We start from the raw sequence: 18,089 nt of genomic DNA on the forward strand, positions 1-18,089 counted from the left end.
TCACTGCCTCGCTTTCGCAATTGCCAAGAATTGGTGTACATCAAGTTCTTCACCTCGAGCCTGAGGGCTAACCCCAGCCTCGATCAAAATTCTCTCGGCCTCGGCCGCTGACCCAGCCCAAACAGCAAGTGCCTGACGAAGGGTTTTGCGCCTCTGGCCAAAAGCTGCATCGGCAACTTCAAAGGTTGCCAGGCGCAGCTCTTCAGAACCTAGAGCAACAGCACGTTTGGCAAAAAAGACAAGTGCCGAGTCAACATTTGGCACTGGCCAGAAGATGTTGCGGCCAACGTTCCCGGCCAGATACGAGTCTGCATACCAAGCCAATTTGACGCTAGGGACTCCGTAAATTTTTGATCCGGGCGTTGCTGCCAATCGGTGCGCAACTTCAGCCTGGACCAAAACCAGACCCTTTTGGATGGTCGGAAATTGCTCTAAGAAGTGCAGGAGAACGGGCACCGAGATGTTGTAGGGCAGGTTCGCCACCAATGCGTCCGGCGAGGCTGGGAGTTCGGTAACTTTTAGCGCATCGTTTCGAACCAGGGTGAAGTCAGTCCCCGGAGCTCGATTAGAAATCGTCGTCTCAAGTTCGGCAGCCATCTTTGGATCAATTTCAACGGCAATTACCTTCTGAGCAACCTCTAGGAGACCAAGAGTTAGCGAGCCAAGGCCCGGTCCAATTTCAACTACCACCTCTTGGCCCCTGAGCTTTGCTGCGGTCACAATTCGGCGAATGGTGTTTGGGTCGGTCACGAAGTTTTGGCCCAATTTTTTAGTCGGCGTGACGTCAAGTTTGCTCGCTAGAGCACGGATGTCGACAGCACCCAAAAGTTCAACCATTAGAAACCCTCCGACCAAGAACCGTAAACGGCTTCAGTGTTCAAGGCTAACTGAGCGCACAGCGCTTCTAGGTCTGCGTCTCGAACCTCGGCCATCTTTCGAACCGTGATTGGAACAAGATAAGGCGTGTTTGGACGGCCACGATATGGCTCTGGCGCCAGGAAGGGAGCATCTGTTTCGACCAGGATTAGTTCGGCGGGTGCCATTGCGAGAGAATCACGCAGGTGCTGGTTGCGCTTGATCGTGATGTTGCCGGCAAACGACATGTACCAGCCGTTCTGAATACAAATTTCAGCCAGGTCGGTATCACCGGAATAGCAGTGGAAAACCACTTTGTCCGGAGCACCCACCCGCTTCAGCGTCTCGACGACATCTTCGTGCGCGTCACGGTCATGAATCATGAGGGCAAGATTGTTTTCTTTGGCAATCCGAATGTGCCCTTCAAAACTGTGACGCTGCAGGAGAATTTCTTCCTGGCCTTCAGTCCTAAAAAAATCCAATCCGGTCTCGCCAATGGCACGCACCCGCGGCTGGGTGGCCAGTGCCGCAATTTCTGCAATTGCCTGGTCAAGCGCTGGCTTGGTTTTATAAAGCGGAGCCTCGTTTGGATGAAGGGCTACGGCAGCCAAAATTCTAGGGTCCTCGGTGGCAACCTGAGCACACCATTTTGAACTCTCTAGGGTGACACCGACTTGAACGATTCCGCGCACGCCAACCGAAACAGCGCGGTCGAGGTTTTCACGCCAGGGCATAACACCTAGGTCGTCATCAAATTCAAACTCGAGGTGGCAGTGATTGTCGTAAACCGGAAGCGGCAATGGCTCTGGATTCGAAGGAAAAGCCTTTACCTTAGCCTTGCTACTTGAACCGGCTGCCTCAGGTTTTCCAGCTTTAGAGCTCCGAACAAATTGCTCTTCGGCCACGGCTACTTCGATTCTGCGGTCGGGTCTGACTCAATACGCGGGAATAGCGGTTCAAGTGCGGTAAGCGCAGTTCCGCTTGGCAACTGAGACCAAGTGGCAGCATCAGTCAAGATTTGGCTGTCCAGGTCGCCCAAACCGCCACCCAGCGCAGACCACAATTTGGCGGTTGCCTTTGGTGTGATTGGGTTCAATAGAACAGCAAGCACGCGAAGACCCTCAGCGGTGGTGTTCAGCACAGTACCCAAACGCTCGCGGTTGGCCTCATCTTTGGCCAAAACCCAAGGCTCTTGAACAGTGATGTAGTTGTTTAGCTCATCAACCAGCGTCCAAATTGCTGCAATTGCATCCTGGATAGCAACTTCGTCAATTGCTTTGTCAGCCGCAAGAACCGCATCGGCGGCCACTTTTTGAACGGCAAGGTCGGCATCAGAGAATGCACCAGCGGCTGGCAAGACACCATCAAAGTATTTGTGAATCATGGCGATTGCGCGAGAGGCCAGGTTACCGAACCCATTAGCCAATTCGGCTTGGTAGCGGGCTGATAGGTCTTCCCAAGAGAAGGAGCCATCCTGGCCAAAGGCGATTGCCTTCATGAAGTAGTAACGGAATGCGTCAGATCCGAAGGTCTCGGTAATCTGGCTCGGTGCAATTCCGGTGAGTTTGGATTTGGACATCTTCTCGCCACCAACAAGTAGCCATCCGTGACCAAAAATCTGCTGCGAAGGCTCTAGCCCTGCTGCCATGAGCATGGCCGGCCAAATCACAGCGTGGAATCGCAGAATGTCTTTACCAACGACCTGGACCGAGGCTGGCCAAAGTGATTCGAATTTAGCCTTGGCCTCTGCGGAGTCATCTCCATAACCAATGGCGGTGATGTAGTTGAGGAGCGCATCGAACCAAACGTAGGTGATGTGACTGTCGTCCCAAGGAATGTCAATTCCCCAGTCAAACTTTTCCTTTGAACGAGAGATTGACAGGTCTTCGAGTCCTCGGCGCACAAACGAGATAACTTCGTTTCGAGCTGAATCCGGCTGAATGAATTTCGGGTTGGCTTCGAAGTGAGCCAATAGACGGTCTTCGAATTCGCTCAGCTTGAAGAAGTAGTTGGTTTCTTGAAGTTTTTCTACTGGCTTTGAGTGAATAGCGCAGACAGCTTGCCCAGCAAAGGCACCCTCGCCCTCAAGCAGGTCAGCCTCGGTTTTGTACTCTTCGCAACCAACACAGTAGTTACCTTCGTAAGAACCCCGATAAATGAATCCGGTGTCGTAAAGGTGCTGCAAGAACTTCTGGACAGCCTTTTCGTGACGCGGTTCAGTTGTGCGAATGAAATCCTGGTTGCGAATATCGATGGTTTCAAGCAACGGCAACCATGCCTCGGCGACCAGTTTGTCAGCCCAGTCCTGCGGAGTGGTCTTGTTAGCCGCAGCAGTGCGCAAAATCTTCTCGCCGTGCTCGTCGGTTCCGGTCAGCAAGAATGAATTCTCGCCGCGCTGACGGTGCCAGCGTGCCAAAACGTCCGATGCAACCTCGGTGTAGGCGTGACCGATGTGGGGAGCATCGTTGACATAGAAGATCGGAGTCGTGACGTAGAACGACTTTCCGTTGATATTTGGCATGGTTTCCATCTTAACCGAGGTGTGGCATCAGTTTTTCGATGCTTGACGTTGCTCAAGCACCAACTGGTAGAGCTCGCTCTTGCTGGCGCCTGCAGCTGAAGCAATCTCGGCAACGGCCTCCTTGAGCCTCGCTCCGTCTTCGATAAGCGCAAGCACCTGCTGAATCAGGTCATCTGGCTTAGCTTCGATAACTTCTGCCCCGGCGATTACCAAAACCATTTCACCTCGAGGTTCGGAGCTGGCCCAAGTAGCTAGTTCGGCAAGTGTGCCTCGCTCAGTATGTTCGAACTTTTTTGTAAGTTCACGCGACACAGAGGCTCTGCGATCAACTCCAAGCTCTGCGGCTGCATCCTGAAGCGATTCAAGGATGCGGTGAGGTGATTCAAAGAAAACCATGGTTCGGGATTCACGTGCCAAAGACGCAAATGTCTTACGGCGGTCGCCGCTCTTTCTTGGCAAAAACCCTTCAAAACTGAATCGGTCAGTTGGCAAACCAGATACGGCGAGCGCACTCAGCACAGCTGAAGGTCCAGGGATAACCGTTACTTCGATTCCAGCGGCAACAGCTGCGCGTACCAGCAGGAATCCCGGATCACTAACCGTGGGCATTCCCGCGTCGCTAACCACCAAAACCGATTCTTCCGCGGCAATCTCAAGTATCGATTCAATCCGATCGCCTTCGTTGTGTTCGTGAAGGCTGAAAAGTCTGGCGTTTAGTTTGATGCCCAACGAGTTTGCGAGCTTGAGTAAGCTGCGGGTGTCTTCAGCGGCGATAAAACGCGATTCGCGAAGGTGTTCCACCAGACGCGGAGAAGCATCGGACAGGTTACCAATGGGAGTCGCAGCAAGAATGAGCACGCTCTATTGTCTAGCATTGGGCAGGTGATTGCTTTACTAAACCGGATGCGCCACAACACTCGGATTGTGTCCGCGTTCGAGCGCTGGGCGATGCTTGCCATCATGGGGCTAGCGGCGGTGCTTAGATTATGGAACCTGGGCTACCCAGCCAAACTTGTTTTCGACGAGACCTACTACGTCAAGGACGCCTGGTCGCTTTGGAATACCGGTGCCGAGCGAAGCTGGCCAGAAAACGCAAATCCAGCTTTCGAAGCTGGGCAAGTAGACACCTATTTGACTGAGCCAAGTTTTGTAGTTCACCCACCCCTGGGCAAGTGGATTATCGGATTTGGCATGTGGCTATTCGGCCCAGAAAACCCTGCATCTTGGAGGGCATCGGTCGCAATTATCGGTATCGCGATGGTTTACCTGATTTACCTGGTTGCCCGCATCCTGTTTAGATCCAAGTTTTGGGCTATTGCCAGCGCCTTTTTACTTGCCATTGATGGTCACGCGATCGTGTTGTCGCGCACAGCCCTGCTCGACAACATCCTGGCATTTTTTGTGCTTCTGGCTTTTTATGCCGTGCTTCGAGATCAACAGTCTCGGGCAACTAATTCAATCGGCTGGAGACGACCGTGGTTAATCGGTGCAGGGCTAATTCTTGGCGCCGCAATGGCAGTCAAATGGTCTGGGCTCTATTTTGCAGTTGCATTCGGCCTGTACATCGTTGTCAGCGAGGCACTTGAGCGTAGAAAGAATCAACCCGTCGGTTGGGGTTCTGCCAGTGCAAAGCAGGCGCTAAGAACATTCACACTGATGGCCCCCGGGGCAGCACTGGTTTACCTAGTCAGTTGGACTGGCTGGATTTTGGGCACGGATGGCTACCAGCGCCAGTATGCACCAACCTGGTTTGAATCACTGATTGCCTACCATGAGAACGCCTATGGCTTCCATGTTGGTTTAGTAACGCCTCACTCCTATGCCTCAAATCCGCTCACCTGGCTTTTTGGTCTGAGGCCAACGAGCTTCTTTTACGAGGGGGTCAATAATGGCGTCGGCGGTTGCACCGCAGCTGAGAACTGCTCGTCTGCGATTACAGCCCTAGGCAATCCATTTATCTGGTGGCCAGCGGCACTGGCCTTGTTCTTTGTGTTGGTCTGGTTCATAAAAATGCGCGACCGTACAGCAGGGCTGATTCTTCTGGGCATTCTTGCCGGTTACGTCCCATGGCTATTTTTCATGCAGCGTACAACTTTTCAGTTTTATGCGATCGTATTTCTACCGTGGATGATTTTGGCCCTGGTTTATGTCATTCAGATTTACCTAAGAGATGCCGGGCCTGTAGCTGGCGACAAGATCCGTTTTTGGGTGGTCGCATACCTGGTGGTAGTTTTTGCAGCAACGATTTACTTCTTGCCGATTTGGAACGGAACACTGATTCCATACAATTTCTGGCGCGGTCACATGTGGCTGCCAAGCTGGATTTAGTGTTAAGCCATGTCTACATTTGCAGTCACCTACTTTTATTCAGCCGACCCTGCGCAACTAGCAGAGGTGCGCCCACTTCACCGGGAATGGCTGAGCGGTCATTTTTCAACCGGTTCGCTACTGGCTAGTGGGCCAAAAGTTGACACCCCGGGGGCCCTGCTTATCTGGTCAGCCGAATCTGTCGAGGAGCTTGCCACAGTTCTCGACAATGACCCGTTTGACATTGCCGGTTTCATTGGTGAGCGGGTTATCGAAGAGTGGAACCCTATCTTTGGACCTTGGAGCAGTTAATGACACCAAACGCAGTGCCCCAAATCACGCTCAATAATGGTCAGAGCATTCCACAGCTAGGTCTTGGCGTATACAAGGTCAGCCAGAATGCCGCCGTCGAATTGGTCCACGAGGCAATCAAGGTTGGCTATCGGCGAATCGATACCGCCGCGCTTTATGGCAACGAGGCTGAAGTTGGCCAAGCGATTCGCACCAGCGGCGTTTCGAGAGAAGAGATTTTTGTAACTACAAAAATTTGGAATGACCGTCAGGGCCGATCGCATGCGCCCGAGGCAATTGAAGAGAGCCTCAAGCGGCTTGACATCGGACACATCGACATGCTGCTAATTCACTGGCCTTGCCCAACCCAAAATCTGTTTGTAGAAACCTGGAAGGTTTTTGAAGACGCCCTTGGCTCTGGCAAAATCCGCGGCATCGGCGTTTCAAACTTCGAACCACATCACCTTGACGCTTTGCTTGAATCAGGGTCGACGGTTCCAGCTCTCAACCAGGTAGAACTGCACCCAGCTTTTCAGCAACCAGAGGCGCGCCACTACAACCGTGAGCACGGCATCGCAACTGAAGCTTGGTCTCCGCTTGGCCGCGGTCGCTACGAAGATGACTCAGCACTTACGGCAATTGCCAGAACTCACGAACGCTCGGTAGCACAGGTGATTCTGCGCTGGCACATCCAAATAGGTAACCTGGTCATTCCTAAAACCGGCAATTACGACCGCCTGGTTGAGAACATCTCGGTTTTCGATTTTGAACTGTCCGAGCCTGAGATGCAGGCCATCGCGAGCATCGACGCTGGCGCGCGAACCGGCCTGAATCCAAACGAATTTGGCTAGATAGAAGCTTTCTTCTTACGGGTAACGAAGAGGCTCAGCGCGGTCGTTACCACCAGGGTCACCAGAATTACGCTCAGTGAGAGTTCAGTGCTAATTTCTGGAGCCCACTTGATTGGCTCGCCACCATTAATGAACGCAAGCTCGTTCTCGTGCATTGCGTGCAGCACCAACTTGACACCAATCCAAGCAAGGATGATCGAGAGGCCTAGACCTAGGTACTTTAGGCGCTCCATCAAGCCGCTCAACAAGAAGTAGAGCTGGCGAAGACCGAGCAGAGCAAACGCGTTTGCAGTGAAAACAATGTAGGCCTCATCGGTTAGACCGTAGACCGCCGGAATTGAATCAAGAGCGAAAAGCACATCGGTGGTGCCGATGGTGATCATGACCAGGAGCAAAGGAGTTAGGAAGCGCTTGCCGTCCTGCTTGATAACCAGTTTCGAGCCGTGAAACTCCTCAACGGTTGCAAAGTTCTTGCGAACCCATTTCATGACTAATCCGCCAGGTACCTTGTCTTCTTTGGCCTCGTGGAAGGTGTCCCAAACCAGCATGAACGCTGTGTAAACCAAGAAGAAACCGAATAGGTAGAAGACCCAGCTGAAGGCGTCGATAGCCGCGGCACCGAGGGCAATGAACAGGCCACGAAGCACAAGAGCAATCGCGATACCGGCAAGCAGAGCCTCACTCTGCAGGCGGCGCGGTACCTTGAACTGACTGAAGATGATCAAAAATACAAACAGGTTGTCGACCGACAGGCTCTTCTCGGTAATAAAACCGGCGATGAACTCGTTACCGTACTGCCCTCCCCAAACCTGGGCCACAAACCAACCGAAGACTACCGCCAAACCGATAAACAGCATGCTCTGGAGGGCAGACTCTTTGAAGCTTGGCTCGTGAGGGTGGCGCGACTGGTAAATCAAGTCGAAAGCGATAAGACCAACCAATGACAGAACGGTTACTACCCAGACCCAAGTTTCAATATGCATGCATCTATTCTAAGAACCCCCAGACGGGCCCAGGTTCGGAATAAAAAGATGTGCAAAAGGTATGAGACTGTTAGAACAAGTCAAGGGAGATGCAGTGAAAGTCTTAATATCCGGTGCGTCAGGCCTAATCGGCACCGAACTCGTGCGCCAGCTGAAAGCATCTGGCGATACTCCGCTTCGACTAGTTCGACGCAAGGCCAGAAATTCTGAAGAAATTGAATGGAATCCCAAAGCTGGTGTTCTGGACTCTGCTGCCCTTGAGGGTATCGATGCTGTTGTGAACCTAGCCGGAGCAACAACCGGTAAGTTACCTTGGACTTCAAAATACAAAGAAGAGATTATCTCCAGTCGAATCGACTCAACCAGGACGCTGGTGAATGCGATGGCTGAGTGCAAGAATCCACCGCCAGTATTTATCAGCGGTTCAGCATCTGGAATTTACGGGGATCGCAAAGATGAAGTCCTAACCGAGGATGCCGGTAAAGGTACAGGCTTCTTGAGCGACCTTGCCTACGCCTGGGAACAGGAAGCCCTAAAGGCCCCTTCAAACGTTCGAGTAGTTTTGGTCAGAACCACCATGGTTATGAGCAGGGCCCTCGGTGCACTTGGCCGACTACTTCCACTAATCAAACTTGGCGTGGGCGGACCGCTTGGCAACGGTCAGCAATGGTGGGCTTGGATAACCGTGCAAGATGAAGCCGCTGCCATACTTCACCTGATTCGAACCTCGACCGCAACTGGCGCTTACAATCTCACAGCGCCTGAGCCGGCCACCTGCAAGCAGATAATTGATTCACTCGGCCGTCACCTCAAGCGCCCAAATCTGCTACCGGTACCCGCATTCGCACTTCGTCTGATCTTGGGTGAAGCAGCCGACGAGTTGCTACTGTGCAGCCAAAACATGTCGGCCCAACGACTGTTGAGCACCGGCTTCAAGTTTGCCCACCCAGACTTAGAATCAGCAACTGCCTGGGTTGTTTCAAAGGACTAACCAAACCGATACGAAAAATGCCCGACCAGTATGGTCGGGCATTTTTGCTTGAGTCTAGATTTACTTCTTTGGTGCGGCCTTGGTTGCAGCAGGCTTAGCGGCTGGCTTAGCAGCAGCGGTCTTTGTTGCAGGCTTAGCTGCAGGCTTAGCGGCTGGCTTTGCAGCAGCAGCCTTGGTTGCAGCTGGCTTAGCAGCAGTCTTAGCAGCAGGCTTAGCAGCAGGCTTAGCAGCTGGCTTTGCCGCGGCCGCCTTAGCGGTGGTCTTTGCTGCGGTTCCTGCAGCCTTCTTTACCGCGGTACCAGCAGTCTTGGTGGCCTTGGTAGCAGCCTTGCCAGCGGTGCGAACAGCGGCGGTAGTCTTCTTTTCAGCTACCTTTGCGGTTTCGGCAACCTTCTTCTCAACGGTCTTAACTGTTGAGTCAACCTTCTTCTCTACATCGGCTGCAACCTTGGCAGCCTCGTCGACAACCTCAGCGGCAAGCTTGCCTGCATCCTTTGCGATGTTCTTTGCGTTCTTGCTAAAAAGTCTTTTAGCGGTCTCAAAAATTCCCATGATAATCTCCTGAAATTAGAATTCGGATTCACTAAAACCTTACTTGACTAATGCTTTGTATAGCCAAGGCTCGAGTGAACTATCTGGGTATTTATCCGTTTGCGCGTCGGCGTCGCAAAATTTCGTCAAGCTCCTGAGAGCTAAGAGTGCGAGTTGGTTCAATGCTGATTACCTCGGCCAGCACCGGGGTCTCGAGTTCACCAATTCGCTGGCGCGGTGCCGGTAGTGGGTTTGGCTCCCAAGCACGATCATCCGCAATGCTTGCGACTCCAACTCCGCCAGAGGCTTCTGTAAAGATTGCCGACCGTGTTCGGTGCGAGCGGGCAACCAATGCCCTGGCCTGCTTGGTCGCCTTGCGCAGCGTTGCAATTGAAAGTGCGGCTACAGCCAAACAACCCGCAACGGCAAACCACAGGTTCACATCGGTGATGGCCTGTACTGAAAGAAAGCCTGCGGCAACTATTGAGCTAAGCAGCAAAGTTCCAAAAATTCTTCGAGTGACCGACAGTCGGTAGTTGCGCTCGGCGAGGGCTGCTACTGTGCCGGTAACGTTGCGCTTTGCATCGCGAAGTTCTGATCTAATTTCACCGGCAAACTTGCGCTCACTTTGACGCTCTTCAGAGCGCTTGAACCATGAAGGTACAAAAACCCAAATCCAGAGGGCAGCGATAATCATCAGCATCAGCCCGCCGGATCCATTGAAGTTCATAGTTCAAAGATATGAGTCAGCTGCCCAGGTTGCCGTCATTTAATTCGGTGTGTTTAATACCCGCGTCAATTTCTCGTAGCCAGGGGTAGTCAACACTAGGTGTTCGGCCATTGATCCATCGATTCAACAAACCGCCGATGACTTCTTCGTGAGTAATGGCAAACGAATAGTGGTCGCGCCATGCACCGTTGATGTGAATGTAGCGCTCCTTGAGGCCCTCAAATCGCATACCCAACTTTTCAACCACCCGGAGCGAGGCAACGTTTTCAGGTCGAATGTCAATTTCACAGCGGTGCAAACCAAGGTGACTGAATAGGTAATCAATCACCAGGGCAACAGCCGTTGGGGTCACTCCCCTACCTGCAACTTCTGGCACCACCCAATAGCCCAGCGTCGCAGAGCTCAGGGAGCCAAAAACCATGTTCGAAACATTAAGTTGCCCAACAATGCGCCCATCGATTTCGATCACAAACGGTAATCCCTGGTTGGCGCTCATCTGCCGGCGAAGGGCCTTTATTTGGTGGCGCATTTCGAACGAGTTTGGCCCAAACGGATTAGTTGCCTCCCAAGGGCGAAGCCATTCACGATTGCCTAGAACTCGTTCTTCAAGCTCCTTGGCGTCGCGCACTCGAACAATTCGGACGAGCACTTCGCCGTGAGAGAAACCAAAAGATGTAGCCACGATGGCAAGATTAGTCCCATGGATGCACAAAACATAAAGCAAGCCTTGCGTGATGACCTAAAAATCCGCCGTGCTTCAGCGGTTTACGACCCAGAACACGCAGCTGCGCTAAACGTGCACCTAGCTGAGCTGTGCCTCTCCATCGGTGCTCAAAAAATTGCTTGCTATCTGCCGTATGGCACCGAACCAGATACAGAACTCTTCATTGATTGGGCTCTCGACAACGACATCGAAGTGGTCCTTCCGGTAGCCCATGAATCCGGTGAACTGACCTGGGTAATTTTTGAAGGCGAATCAACCCCCGGAATTTTTGGTTTCGCTGAAGCGACAGGAAAACCGGGGACCATTGCCGGAATAGACCTGGCGATCATTCCTGCGCTTGCCGTTGACCAAAAGGGCATGCGTCTGGGTAAAGGCAAAGGCTATTACGACCGGGCCTTAGCCAAACTTGAAGAGGCCCCACCGCTTATCGCAGTGGTCTTTGACGACGAGCTTCTCGAGGAGATCCCGGCTGAGAGTCACGACCAACCGGTAGACGCCGCTGTTACGCCGTCACAGATTGTGCTTTTCACAGATCGGTTAAAATAGTCACGTGCCTACTTACTCATACGCTTGCAAAAAATGCGAGCACACCTTTGACATCCAGCAAAGCTTTAGCGACGATGCCCTAACGGAGTGCCCTGTTTGCGGTGGCGAACTTCGTAAAGTATTTGGCCAGGTTGGCGTTACTTTCAAGGGCAGCGGTTTTTACCGCACCGATTCTGCCGGCTCTTCAAACAAAGGCAACTAGCCCAAAACATCTATCCCCAGTGCGGCGGTTTATCCTGCTGCAATCGCTGGTCGTTGGTCAAACCAGCACGATCCCCCCAAGCTAAATCGGTGTCTTCAAACGCTCTGTCTGCGGCGTCAAAAAGCGGCTGCGGGCGGCGCGTGATCTGCAGCCCAAGCTCTTCGGCGATTCGATTGGCCAGTTTTTGAGGGTCAGAGAAAAGTTCAAAACTATAAACCCTGATGTATTTCCAGCCCATCGAGGTAAGTAAACCTGGTCGAATGTGGAACTTTTCAGTTCGGGTTGACCCCGGAATGGCCCAATCTGGATCGATTACCGCCGCAGTCTTTGCATAGGCAACAACCAGAGGCAATTCTTTTGAAAAAGACTGGTCTACGCGGGCGCCCAGTTTCTTCAATCTAAGGCTGAGGTCTTGCAGCATCGGATCAGTCGGCATATCAATCGGCGCACGTTCAGCGGTGGCTGCGGCAAATAGCTCACCCAGCAACAAGGCACCATTACTCAGGCGGTCGGTTGGTAGGTCATCCGGGCCAAAGCAAGAAACAAGGGTAATTTGCTTGCGCGCACTGACCAGCAGGTTGGCCAAGTAACGGCGCCCATCTGTTTCACTCAATTGCCCAAAATTAGACAAGACAGCCCCGTGCGAGGTTCTGCCGTAACCGAGCGAAAAGATTATCCGATCTGCGACCCTGTGGCTTAGTTCGGCAATTGAAGTGACCTCAAATTTTTCACGGCCGTGAGAGTCAAAGTATTCCTCCAGCTGTGGTCGATTTTTGAGTCCAGCCTGCACTGCTGCTCTAATCCGCTCAGCGTGAACACTTGAGGCACTGGCTACCAGAAGGGACTGTTCTGGGTGCCAAGTCGCGTGGTTGAACACCAGTTCCACCGTGCGGCCTAACTCTGCGTCCAAACTTTCCGTGGCGCCTTCAATTGTGGTTTTTGCCCGGTTTCCCTCACTGACAACTTCCAAAACAAAATTGTTCTCGCCAAAATACTCAGCGGCGGTAGGCGTGTACAGAATTCGGTTTTGATAAAACTCACGGTTGATGAAATCGCCAAGTGTTTGGCTGGTGGTTCGGTAGCTGCGTCGAATAACTTCAGCGCCAAAAATGCGTCTGACTTCAGCAAACACCGATGGCACCGAGTATTCGCGACCAATTGGAAGCGCTCGGTTTTCGATCTCAAAACCACCGGGCGCCGCTACCGCGTCATCGCCAAAAGTAATAACCTGATCGGCTCGAGACAGTGCACCAAGATTTTCAGCCACTGTGCTTCCGGCGGCATCAAGGACTATCAGTACGTCGTAGCGATCCGACTTCGAAACGTGCTTCGGCAAGTCAAATGGTGAAACCATCACAACGGGGGCAACAGCTGCCCAAATCTTTGGAGCAACCGTTGAGGCATTCAACATGTCCGCTGAGCCAGTTTTCAAAAGCGCCTTTAGAGCCGCAGCCTCGGAAGAATCTGCTTTGAGAGCACTGTGCCACCTGTCAGCCAATTTTGAAGCAACGGCAGCGGCGCCGTTGGCAATTTGATTGGTGTGGGCCCGTCTAAATGCAGCTTCGTTTTGAGCGATTTGTTCAGCGCTAAAACTAAGGACCGAACCTCCTTTGGAAACCAGCACTTCTAGTGCGGATTGCCACCAGGCCTGCTCTAGCTCTTGGGCCAAGTGCTCTTTAGCTACGTGAAGCTTGGCTAGGTTTCGGGCCAATTGCCCCAATCCGGCTTCTCGCAAACGAGAGCCAAGCAAGGCGCGTTCACCCAGATTTTCAAGTGCCTCAGAGTCTTCAGCCAATGACTCAAGCTTTGCCTGCAATTTCATCAGCGGAAGCTTGGCCAGCGGGGTCTCGTCCGACTCAGGATCCATGTGGCTCTGAAGGGTTTCAAGGTCGGCCATGAATGCCTGATAGGCCACCTGGGCTTCTTGAATACCGATAGGAACCTGTGGCGCAGTTGGAATCAGGCAGTACTTTTGCCAGAGTTCTCGTTGCTCTTGAATCTGGTTCAAAGAGGCGTGCATGTCTGCAACGTGCATGCCGGCGCGCAGGTATTCCCGAGCCAGTTTCTTCAAACGTCGACGATTACCGCCAGACATATTTGATCGCTGCTCACGGTCGACTCCCTTTCGGGGAGCGGTGGCTGCAATCAATTCGGTAAGTGGTCGGTCAAAGACATCTGGAACAAATCGATCCAAAGTCTCGCGAATTCCGACAAATAGCCTGAGGTACAAACCCCAGTCCTCAACACTCACCGCAGGTTTGAAATTGACCTTGCTGGTAAAGGTTTCAAGTTGCTCCGCCAACTTTGGGTAGGCGTTGTCCCTAACGTTTTTGGCAAGCCTTAGGGTGTGCTCTACTTCGGCAGGCGATTCAAATCGGGCCTGGAACCAAGCGGTGTCCTGGGGACCAAACCGGAACTCGCCCAGAGCATGGGCTTCATTCAAAAGCTGCAGAGCCTCCGAGCGATCCACGTGTCGCAAAAGGTGCTCTTTGGCAATGCGCGCATTCGTCAGCGGAGGATGAGACATGCCGCTGAGTGAAGATAGTTCGCGAAGTACTCGAGCAACCGATACTCCCAGACTCGGATCGGTTGAGTTCAATGCATCGAAGTAGGAATCTAGTTTTTGCTCCGCAGCAACCCGTGCAGCTGATTCATCCTTAGAGTCGGCACTTACAGCTTTCTCATTTCTGGAGATAGCCGAGATGAGGTCAACCCAGGTTGAATCCGAGCGGATTCCCAAACCTGGAAGCCCAATGGTGGCGAACCGCTCGGCCAGCTCACCAAGAGTTTGGCGACGCGGAGCGACGACTAGAACCCGTTTTCCCCGATCAACCAAGCCGGCAACAACGTTGACCACCGTTTGGGTGTATCCGCATCCCGGTAGGGTCTCAACCGCAAAACTCTGCCCTGCCTGGGCCCTCGCGACGATTCGCATTTGAGTGGCATCGGCCTCAACCACGAGGTTCAGTTCAGGAACATCGATGTCTTCCAGACCTTCTTTTGGCTCACCTGCAAGCTCGGCAAGCAAGGGTGTGTGATTGCGTGAGATGTCTGACAGAAGGTCAGTTGCGGCAGTAGTGAAGTTTGAAATAACCAAAATTCGGCGAAGATCGAGATTGCCCTTATCGGCGGTTAGGTTTGCCAAATAGTTGAGCACAGTGACGGGAATTAGATCTGAACTTTCGCGTTGGCGTGCTAAAAGCTCTTCTGCATTCAGCTTTATGCCGTAGGCGGTTTCTAAGGCTTCAGCCAGCACAGGGTTTACCGAAGCATCGCCAGTGAGCGAAACCTCATAGTCGTCACCCTTGCGAATCAGGCTTACCGGCCACATCAAAATCGGTGCGTTGACGTCAAAGCCATCGGCCTCAAAATTTGCTAATCCCCCGACCAAAAACAGGGTTTCGATACCGAAATTGTCACTAATTCGGTCAGATTTATTCTTGATTCTTCGGGCAGCAGACAGGGCCCTCGAAAACGCTAACGGGTCTCTTACTAAGTTCGAAAGCAGAGTCTGGCGCCCGGTGACAAATTGTGAAAAACCACCTGGGTGACTGCGCTCTAAATCAATTTGACCGAGGGCGTTGACCTCAAAATTCTGCAGCGGGTTAGTCACACCGATGGCCTTGAGCTCCTGCTCCCAACGCTCCCAGTCAGAGTGAGAAGGTACCTCGCTAGAACTAACATATTCGACCATGTGAAGAGCCTAACTTTTACACCTGAGAACTGCGTTTAGGCACTCCACGACGATGCAAATCAGAGTCAGGTATATTGGGAAATTCTGGCTCCGTAGCTCAGTGGATAGAGCAGAGGTTTCCTAAACCTTGTGTCGGGTGTTCGATTCACCTCGGGGCCACTCAGAAGGCAATGCTAGGCGGCGTTTGCTAGCGCCAAGTAATTACTCCACACGGGATCAACTTTTTCAGCACCGCGAACCACCCAACTCAGCCCGGTGGGCATCTTTGGGGTAAACGACAGAGACCAACCGATTTCAGCGAGCGTTTTGTCGCCCTTTTTGTTGTTGCACTTCAAGCAGGCGGCGACCAGATTTTCCCAACTGTCGCGACCACCTCTAGATTTTGGTTGCACATGATCAATCGTGTTGGCATAACGTCCGCAGTAGGCGCAATTGTGACCGTCGCGTCGAAGAACTCCGCGTCGCGAAACCGGAATAGCGCGGCTGTTTGAAACCCTTACGTATCGTGCAAGGAGAATAACTGTTGGCAACTCAAACTCTCGATTGGCGCTGTGAACGGTCAAATCCGCTGAGCCGGCCAGAATTGTCGCTTTATTGTTGAGCACCAACATAAGCGCGCGTTTGAATGACACCACTGCAAGTGGCTCGTAACCTGCGTTTAAAACCAAAGTATGCATGTTTCCCCTTCGAATTTACCCAGACGGCTTCCGGGTTTTCGTGTTGGGCAAAGGCACTTGAGAAACAAAAAAGCACCGTCAAAATGACGGTGCTTTAGAGAACAACAACCAGGCGTTGTTGGCCCAGACGACATAGTTGAACAACTTGCTTGGCTTGCAAACTTCTCAACATCATCAGAGCCCCTAATCTCTTGCGACTATTGCTTATCGCTAGATTACGCCCGGAAGTACGAATTGGGCTAGAGCTGAAGGTGTGTTTTTAGTGAAGATTTGGTGACGTTTTTAGTTAGTCATCAAGCGAATGTAGTGAACCTGCGAAGTGTAAATCGGTGCCAATTTGACGCTGTCACCTGGTCGCGGTGCGTGATAGAAATTGCCATTACCAGCATAAATTCCGTCGTGACTCATGTCGTTCATGATCACGAGGTCACCCGGCATGGCATCTTCGGCACGGATTGGAATACCAAGACGAGCCTGACCATGCACGCTGTGAGGCATCGCCACACCAAACTGAGCAAAAACAAACGCTACGTATCCCGAACAGTCAAACCCGCGAGGAGTGTCGCCACCGAAAACATAAGGGGTGCCAACGTAATTTGCTGCCACCTTGAGAATCGAGGTGCCATCCAGCTTGCTATAAGGCGGATTAGCAAGGTAGTCGGCTGCGGTTGGACCGCTGTAGGTGCGGTAGCTGTTCAGAGTTTCCTGTCGAGCAATCTCATCAGCATCGGCTGACTTGTAGTTTCCGCGAGCAAACTTAACGGTGTTGACCGCAGCTACGGTGAGGTTTTGGGTGTCCTCCGAATTTGCCAAAGCCTCAGCGTCAGTAGTGGTGAAGCGTGACATGGCTGCGATGTCTGGGTCGTAAGCGTAGGCCGGAAGAGCAAAGGTGGCAAACAGTCCCGAAGCAATCGACATCGTTACGGTGTTGCGGACTGCTCGGCGTGCATAAAACGGTGTGCGCTTTTGCGAAGGCACCAGGTAGGCAGCGGAACCCTGGTCGGCACCGGCTTGCTTGGCAGCAAAGTAAGCGCGATCCTGCTTTGCTAATTTCTTGGCTTGGCGGCGCGCGGCGCGAGATAGTCTCGCCTCTTCGGCTTCGCGAACTGAACGACGGCTACGCAGTTCAAACGACTCCAAGATGTTGATTTCAACATCAGCGCGGTGCTTGCCTGTGGCTTTTTTGGCCAAAACTAAACCTCCAAGTTTCATTCAACCTGTGAATCCTGCAGCGAAACTATGAGTTCTAAAGACTGGATTGCAGGCAATGGAAACCATCCGAGTCCGATTATTAACCAGGTTTATGGTCAACAACTTTTACAGTTTACCAATTATTTGCTGAGAAAAACCTTGGAGTTGTCCCCAGCGTCCCCCATCGAGGTTTTGGCGATACAAAAAAGGCCAAGATGTTGTTGCTAGGCCTCAACAAATAGGTGGCGTGCCAGGTCCTCAGAAATCTCAAGACCTTCATCGCTCTCGCTGTTTGAGATGAATAGGTTTATGCCTCGATACTCCACACTGAGACTGCTACCTGGAGTCAGGCCAAGACTGTTTAGCTGGGAAAGCAGTTTGACATCAACCTGAAGTGGTTCTCCAATACGACGAAGAACATATGTGTTCTGTCCTGCAAATGCCCTCGGCAGGTCGACAACAGAAACCACGCCGTCGCCAAAGTTTGGGTTTGTTTCCATACCAAAATCGTCTAGACCGGGAATTGGATTACCGTAGGGCGAAAAATCTGGAGTTGAAATCAAGTTGAGAATCTTGCGTTCGACCTGATCGCTAATGACGTGCTCCCAGCGGCATGCCTCTTCGTGCACAAACTCCCACTCGAGACCAATAACGTCGGCCAGCAATCGCTCCGCAAGTCGGTGTTTGCGCATTACTGAGACGGCATCTTTTCGCCCCTGATTGGTCAATTCCAGGTGGCGGTCACCACTAACAACCAGCAAGCCATCGCGTTCCATACGAGCGACGGTCTGAGAAACGGTGGGGCCAGATTGATCAAGGCGTTCCGCGATGCGGGCTCGCATCGGAACCTGACCCTCTTCTTCGAGTTCCAAAATCGTACGGAGGTACATCTCAGTCGTGTCGATTAGATCGTGTTCGTGATTCATGCCCCTCCTTAGCTAATACAAGATTAGCGGTCGGCAGCTCTGCCCTGCCCCTGGGCGGGCTTCTGCAAA

17 protein-coding genes, 1 tRNA gene and 1 pseudogene are annotated in these 18,089 nt (G+C 52.4%); 7 read left to right on the forward strand and 12 right to left on the reverse strand.

Annotated features, from left to right (window positions below; translation table 11 throughout):
• The 4 genes from rsmA to rsmI are packed head-to-tail and all read right to left on the reverse strand — an operon-like array spanning window position 1 to window position 4,234.
• The gene (gene rsmA, locus FFA38_RS04950) at window positions 1-837 is read right to left on the reverse strand and encodes a 16S rRNA (adenine(1518)-N(6)/adenine(1519)-N(6))-dimethyltransferase RsmA (protein ID WP_138315719.1); all 837 of its coding nucleotides are present in this window, start codon (window positions 835-837) and stop codon (window positions 1-3) included.
• Window positions 837-1,760 carry a TatD family hydrolase gene (locus FFA38_RS04955; protein ID WP_253786131.1) on the reverse strand — a complete coding sequence of 308 codons (924 nt, stop codon included), beginning with the start codon at window positions 1,758-1,760 and terminating at the stop codon, window positions 837-839. The genes rsmA and FFA38_RS04955 overlap by 1 nt, the downstream gene beginning before the upstream one ends.
• 2 nt (window positions 1,761-1,762) lie before the next feature.
• Window positions 1,763-3,376 (reverse strand): methionine--tRNA ligase, encoded by a 1,614-nt coding sequence (gene metG, locus FFA38_RS04960; RefSeq protein WP_138275682.1) that lies wholly within the window; start codon window positions 3,374-3,376, stop codon window positions 1,763-1,765.
• 27 nt (window positions 3,377-3,403) lie between these two features.
• Complete coding sequence (gene rsmI / locus FFA38_RS04965) at window positions 3,404-4,234, reverse strand: 16S rRNA (cytidine(1402)-2'-O)-methyltransferase (RefSeq protein ID WP_138315721.1); 831 nt, start codon at window positions 4,232-4,234, stop codon at window positions 3,404-3,406.
• A 24-nt stretch (window positions 4,235-4,258) separates the two neighbouring features.
• On the opposite strand from rsmI, the gene FFA38_RS04970 reads away from it, so the two are divergent.
• Genes FFA38_RS04970 through FFA38_RS04980 form a run of 3 tightly spaced genes read left to right on the forward strand, consistent with a single transcriptional unit; the run spans window position 4,259 to window position 6,825 of the window.
• Window positions 4,259-5,704 (forward strand): dolichyl-phosphate-mannose--protein mannosyltransferase, encoded by a 1,446-nt coding sequence (locus FFA38_RS04970; RefSeq protein WP_138315722.1) that lies wholly within the window; start codon window positions 4,259-4,261, stop codon window positions 5,702-5,704.
• A gap of 9 nt (window positions 5,705-5,713) precedes the next feature.
• Complete coding sequence (locus FFA38_RS04975) at window positions 5,714-5,995, forward strand: YciI family protein (protein WP_138315723.1); 282 nt, start codon at window positions 5,714-5,716, stop codon at window positions 5,993-5,995.
• On the forward strand, window positions 5,995-6,825 hold the full coding sequence (locus FFA38_RS04980) for an aldo/keto reductase (protein ID WP_138315724.1): 831 nt from the start codon (window positions 5,995-5,997) through the stop codon (window positions 6,823-6,825). The genes FFA38_RS04975 and FFA38_RS04980 overlap by 1 nt, the downstream gene beginning before the upstream one ends.
• Here the strand turns inward: FFA38_RS04980 and FFA38_RS04985 are convergent.
• Complete coding sequence (locus tag FFA38_RS04985; RefSeq protein WP_138315725.1) at window positions 6,822-7,808, reverse strand: TerC/Alx family metal homeostasis membrane protein; 987 nt, start codon at window positions 7,806-7,808, stop codon at window positions 6,822-6,824. The genes FFA38_RS04980 and FFA38_RS04985 overlap by 4 nt on opposite strands.
• Before the next feature lie 61 nt (window positions 7,809-7,869).
• Between FFA38_RS04985 and FFA38_RS04990 the strand changes: the two genes are divergently transcribed.
• Window positions 7,870-8,799: a TIGR01777 family oxidoreductase gene (locus FFA38_RS04990; RefSeq protein WP_253786133.1), complete on the forward strand. Its 930-nt coding sequence runs from the start codon at window positions 7,870-7,872 to the stop codon at window positions 8,797-8,799.
• Window positions 8,800-8,859: 60 nt separating this feature from the next.
• On the opposite strand, the gene FFA38_RS06945 is transcribed toward FFA38_RS04990, so the two are convergent.
• From FFA38_RS06945 to FFA38_RS05005, 3 genes are all read right to left on the reverse strand, one after another.
• Window positions 8,860-9,351 (reverse strand): hypothetical protein, encoded by a 492-nt coding sequence (locus FFA38_RS06945; protein ID WP_216641745.1) that lies wholly within the window; start codon window positions 9,349-9,351, stop codon window positions 8,860-8,862.
• 91 nt (window positions 9,352-9,442) lie between these two features.
• Window positions 9,443-10,060 carry a hypothetical protein gene (locus FFA38_RS05000; protein WP_138315727.1) on the reverse strand — a complete coding sequence of 206 codons (618 nt, stop codon included), beginning with the start codon at window positions 10,058-10,060 and terminating at the stop codon, window positions 9,443-9,445.
• A gap of 16 nt (window positions 10,061-10,076) precedes the next feature.
• Entirely contained in the window at window positions 10,077-10,742 is a 666-nt protein-coding gene (locus FFA38_RS05005) for a GNAT family N-acetyltransferase (protein ID WP_138275690.1), read from the reverse strand.
• An 18-nt stretch (window positions 10,743-10,760) separates the two neighbouring features.
• On the opposite strand from FFA38_RS05005, the gene FFA38_RS05010 reads away from it, so the two are divergent.
• The gene (locus tag FFA38_RS05010; RefSeq protein ID WP_138275691.1) at window positions 10,761-11,330 is read left to right on the forward strand and encodes a 5-formyltetrahydrofolate cyclo-ligase; all 570 of its coding nucleotides are present in this window, start codon (window positions 10,761-10,763) and stop codon (window positions 11,328-11,330) included.
• A 4-nt stretch (window positions 11,331-11,334) separates the two neighbouring features.
• Window positions 11,335-11,523: pseudogene (locus tag FFA38_RS05015) on the forward strand (FmdB family zinc ribbon protein); the annotation flags it as partial.
• Between the two features lie 19 nt (window positions 11,524-11,542).
• Here the strand turns inward: FFA38_RS05015 and FFA38_RS05020 are convergent.
• The gene (locus FFA38_RS05020) at window positions 11,543-15,226 is read right to left on the reverse strand and encodes a DUF4011 domain-containing protein (RefSeq protein WP_138315729.1); all 3,684 of its coding nucleotides are present in this window, start codon (window positions 15,224-15,226) and stop codon (window positions 11,543-11,545) included.
• Between the two features lie 86 nt (window positions 15,227-15,312).
• Here FFA38_RS05020 and FFA38_RS05025 point away from each other — a divergent pair.
• Window positions 15,313-15,385: transfer RNA gene (locus FFA38_RS05025), tRNA-Arg, on the forward strand.
• A 14-nt stretch (window positions 15,386-15,399) separates the two neighbouring features.
• On the opposite strand, the gene FFA38_RS05030 is transcribed toward FFA38_RS05025, so the two are convergent.
• From FFA38_RS05030 to FFA38_RS05040, 3 genes are all read right to left on the reverse strand, one after another.
• On the reverse strand, window positions 15,400-15,903 hold the full coding sequence (locus tag FFA38_RS05030; RefSeq protein WP_138315730.1) for an HNH endonuclease: 504 nt from the start codon (window positions 15,901-15,903) through the stop codon (window positions 15,400-15,402).
• 282 nt (window positions 15,904-16,185) lie between these two features.
• Window positions 16,186-17,115 (reverse strand): C40 family peptidase, encoded by a 930-nt coding sequence (locus tag FFA38_RS05035; RefSeq protein ID WP_138275695.1) that lies wholly within the window; start codon window positions 17,113-17,115, stop codon window positions 16,186-16,188.
• Between the two features lie 203 nt (window positions 17,116-17,318).
• Window positions 17,319-18,020 carry an iron-dependent transcriptional repressor DtxR gene (locus tag FFA38_RS05040; protein ID WP_138275696.1) on the reverse strand — a complete coding sequence of 234 codons (702 nt, stop codon included), beginning with the start codon at window positions 18,018-18,020 and terminating at the stop codon, window positions 17,319-17,321.
• Window positions 18,021-18,089 lie beyond the last annotated feature (69 nt).

Origin of the sequence: Rhodoluna limnophila (assembly GCF_005845365.1) — a bacterium.
GTDB classification, from domain to species: domain Bacteria; phylum Actinomycetota; class Actinomycetes; order Actinomycetales; family Microbacteriaceae; genus Rhodoluna; species Rhodoluna limnophila.

Bases quoted from the DNA above. Each gene is read 5' to 3' on its own strand.
- rsmA (WP_138315719.1), bottom strand. From the start codon at position 837: ATGGTTGAACTTTTGGGTGCTGTCGACATCCGTGCTCTAGCGAGCAAA.
- metG (WP_138275682.1), bottom strand. From the start codon at position 3,376: ATGCCAAATATCAACGGAAAGTCGTTCTACGTCACGACTCCGATCTTC.
- FFA38_RS04975 (WP_138315723.1), top strand. From the start codon at position 5,714: ATGTCTACATTTGCAGTCACCTACTTTTATTCAGCCGACCCTGCGCAA.
- FFA38_RS04980 (WP_138315724.1), top strand. From the start codon at position 5,995: ATGACACCAAACGCAGTGCCCCAAATCACGCTCAATAATGGTCAGAGC.
- FFA38_RS04985 (WP_138315725.1), bottom strand. From the start codon at position 7,808: ATGCATATTGAAACTTGGGTCTGGGTAGTAACCGTTCTGTCATTGGTT.
- FFA38_RS04990 (WP_253786133.1), top strand. From the start codon at position 7,870: ATGAGACTGTTAGAACAAGTCAAGGGAGATGCAGTGAAAGTCTTAATA.
- FFA38_RS06945 (WP_216641745.1), bottom strand. From the start codon at position 9,351: ATGGGAATTTTTGAGACCGCTAAAAGACTTTTTAGCAAGAACGCAAAG.
- FFA38_RS05000 (WP_138315727.1), bottom strand. From the start codon at position 10,060: ATGAACTTCAATGGATCCGGCGGGCTGATGCTGATGATTATCGCTGCC.
- FFA38_RS05010 (WP_138275691.1), top strand. From the start codon at position 10,761: ATGGATGCACAAAACATAAAGCAAGCCTTGCGTGATGACCTAAAAATC.
- FFA38_RS05020 (WP_138315729.1), bottom strand. From the start codon at position 15,226: ATGGTCGAATATGTTAGTTCTAGCGAGGTACCTTCTCACTCTGACTGG.
- FFA38_RS05030 (WP_138315730.1), bottom strand. From the start codon at position 15,903: ATGCATACTTTGGTTTTAAACGCAGGTTACGAGCCACTTGCAGTGGTG.
- FFA38_RS05035 (WP_138275695.1), bottom strand. From the start codon at position 17,115: ATGAAACTTGGAGGTTTAGTTTTGGCCAAAAAAGCCACAGGCAAGCAC.
- FFA38_RS05040 (WP_138275696.1), bottom strand. From the start codon at position 18,020: ATGAATCACGAACACGATCTAATCGACACGACTGAGATGTACCTCCGT.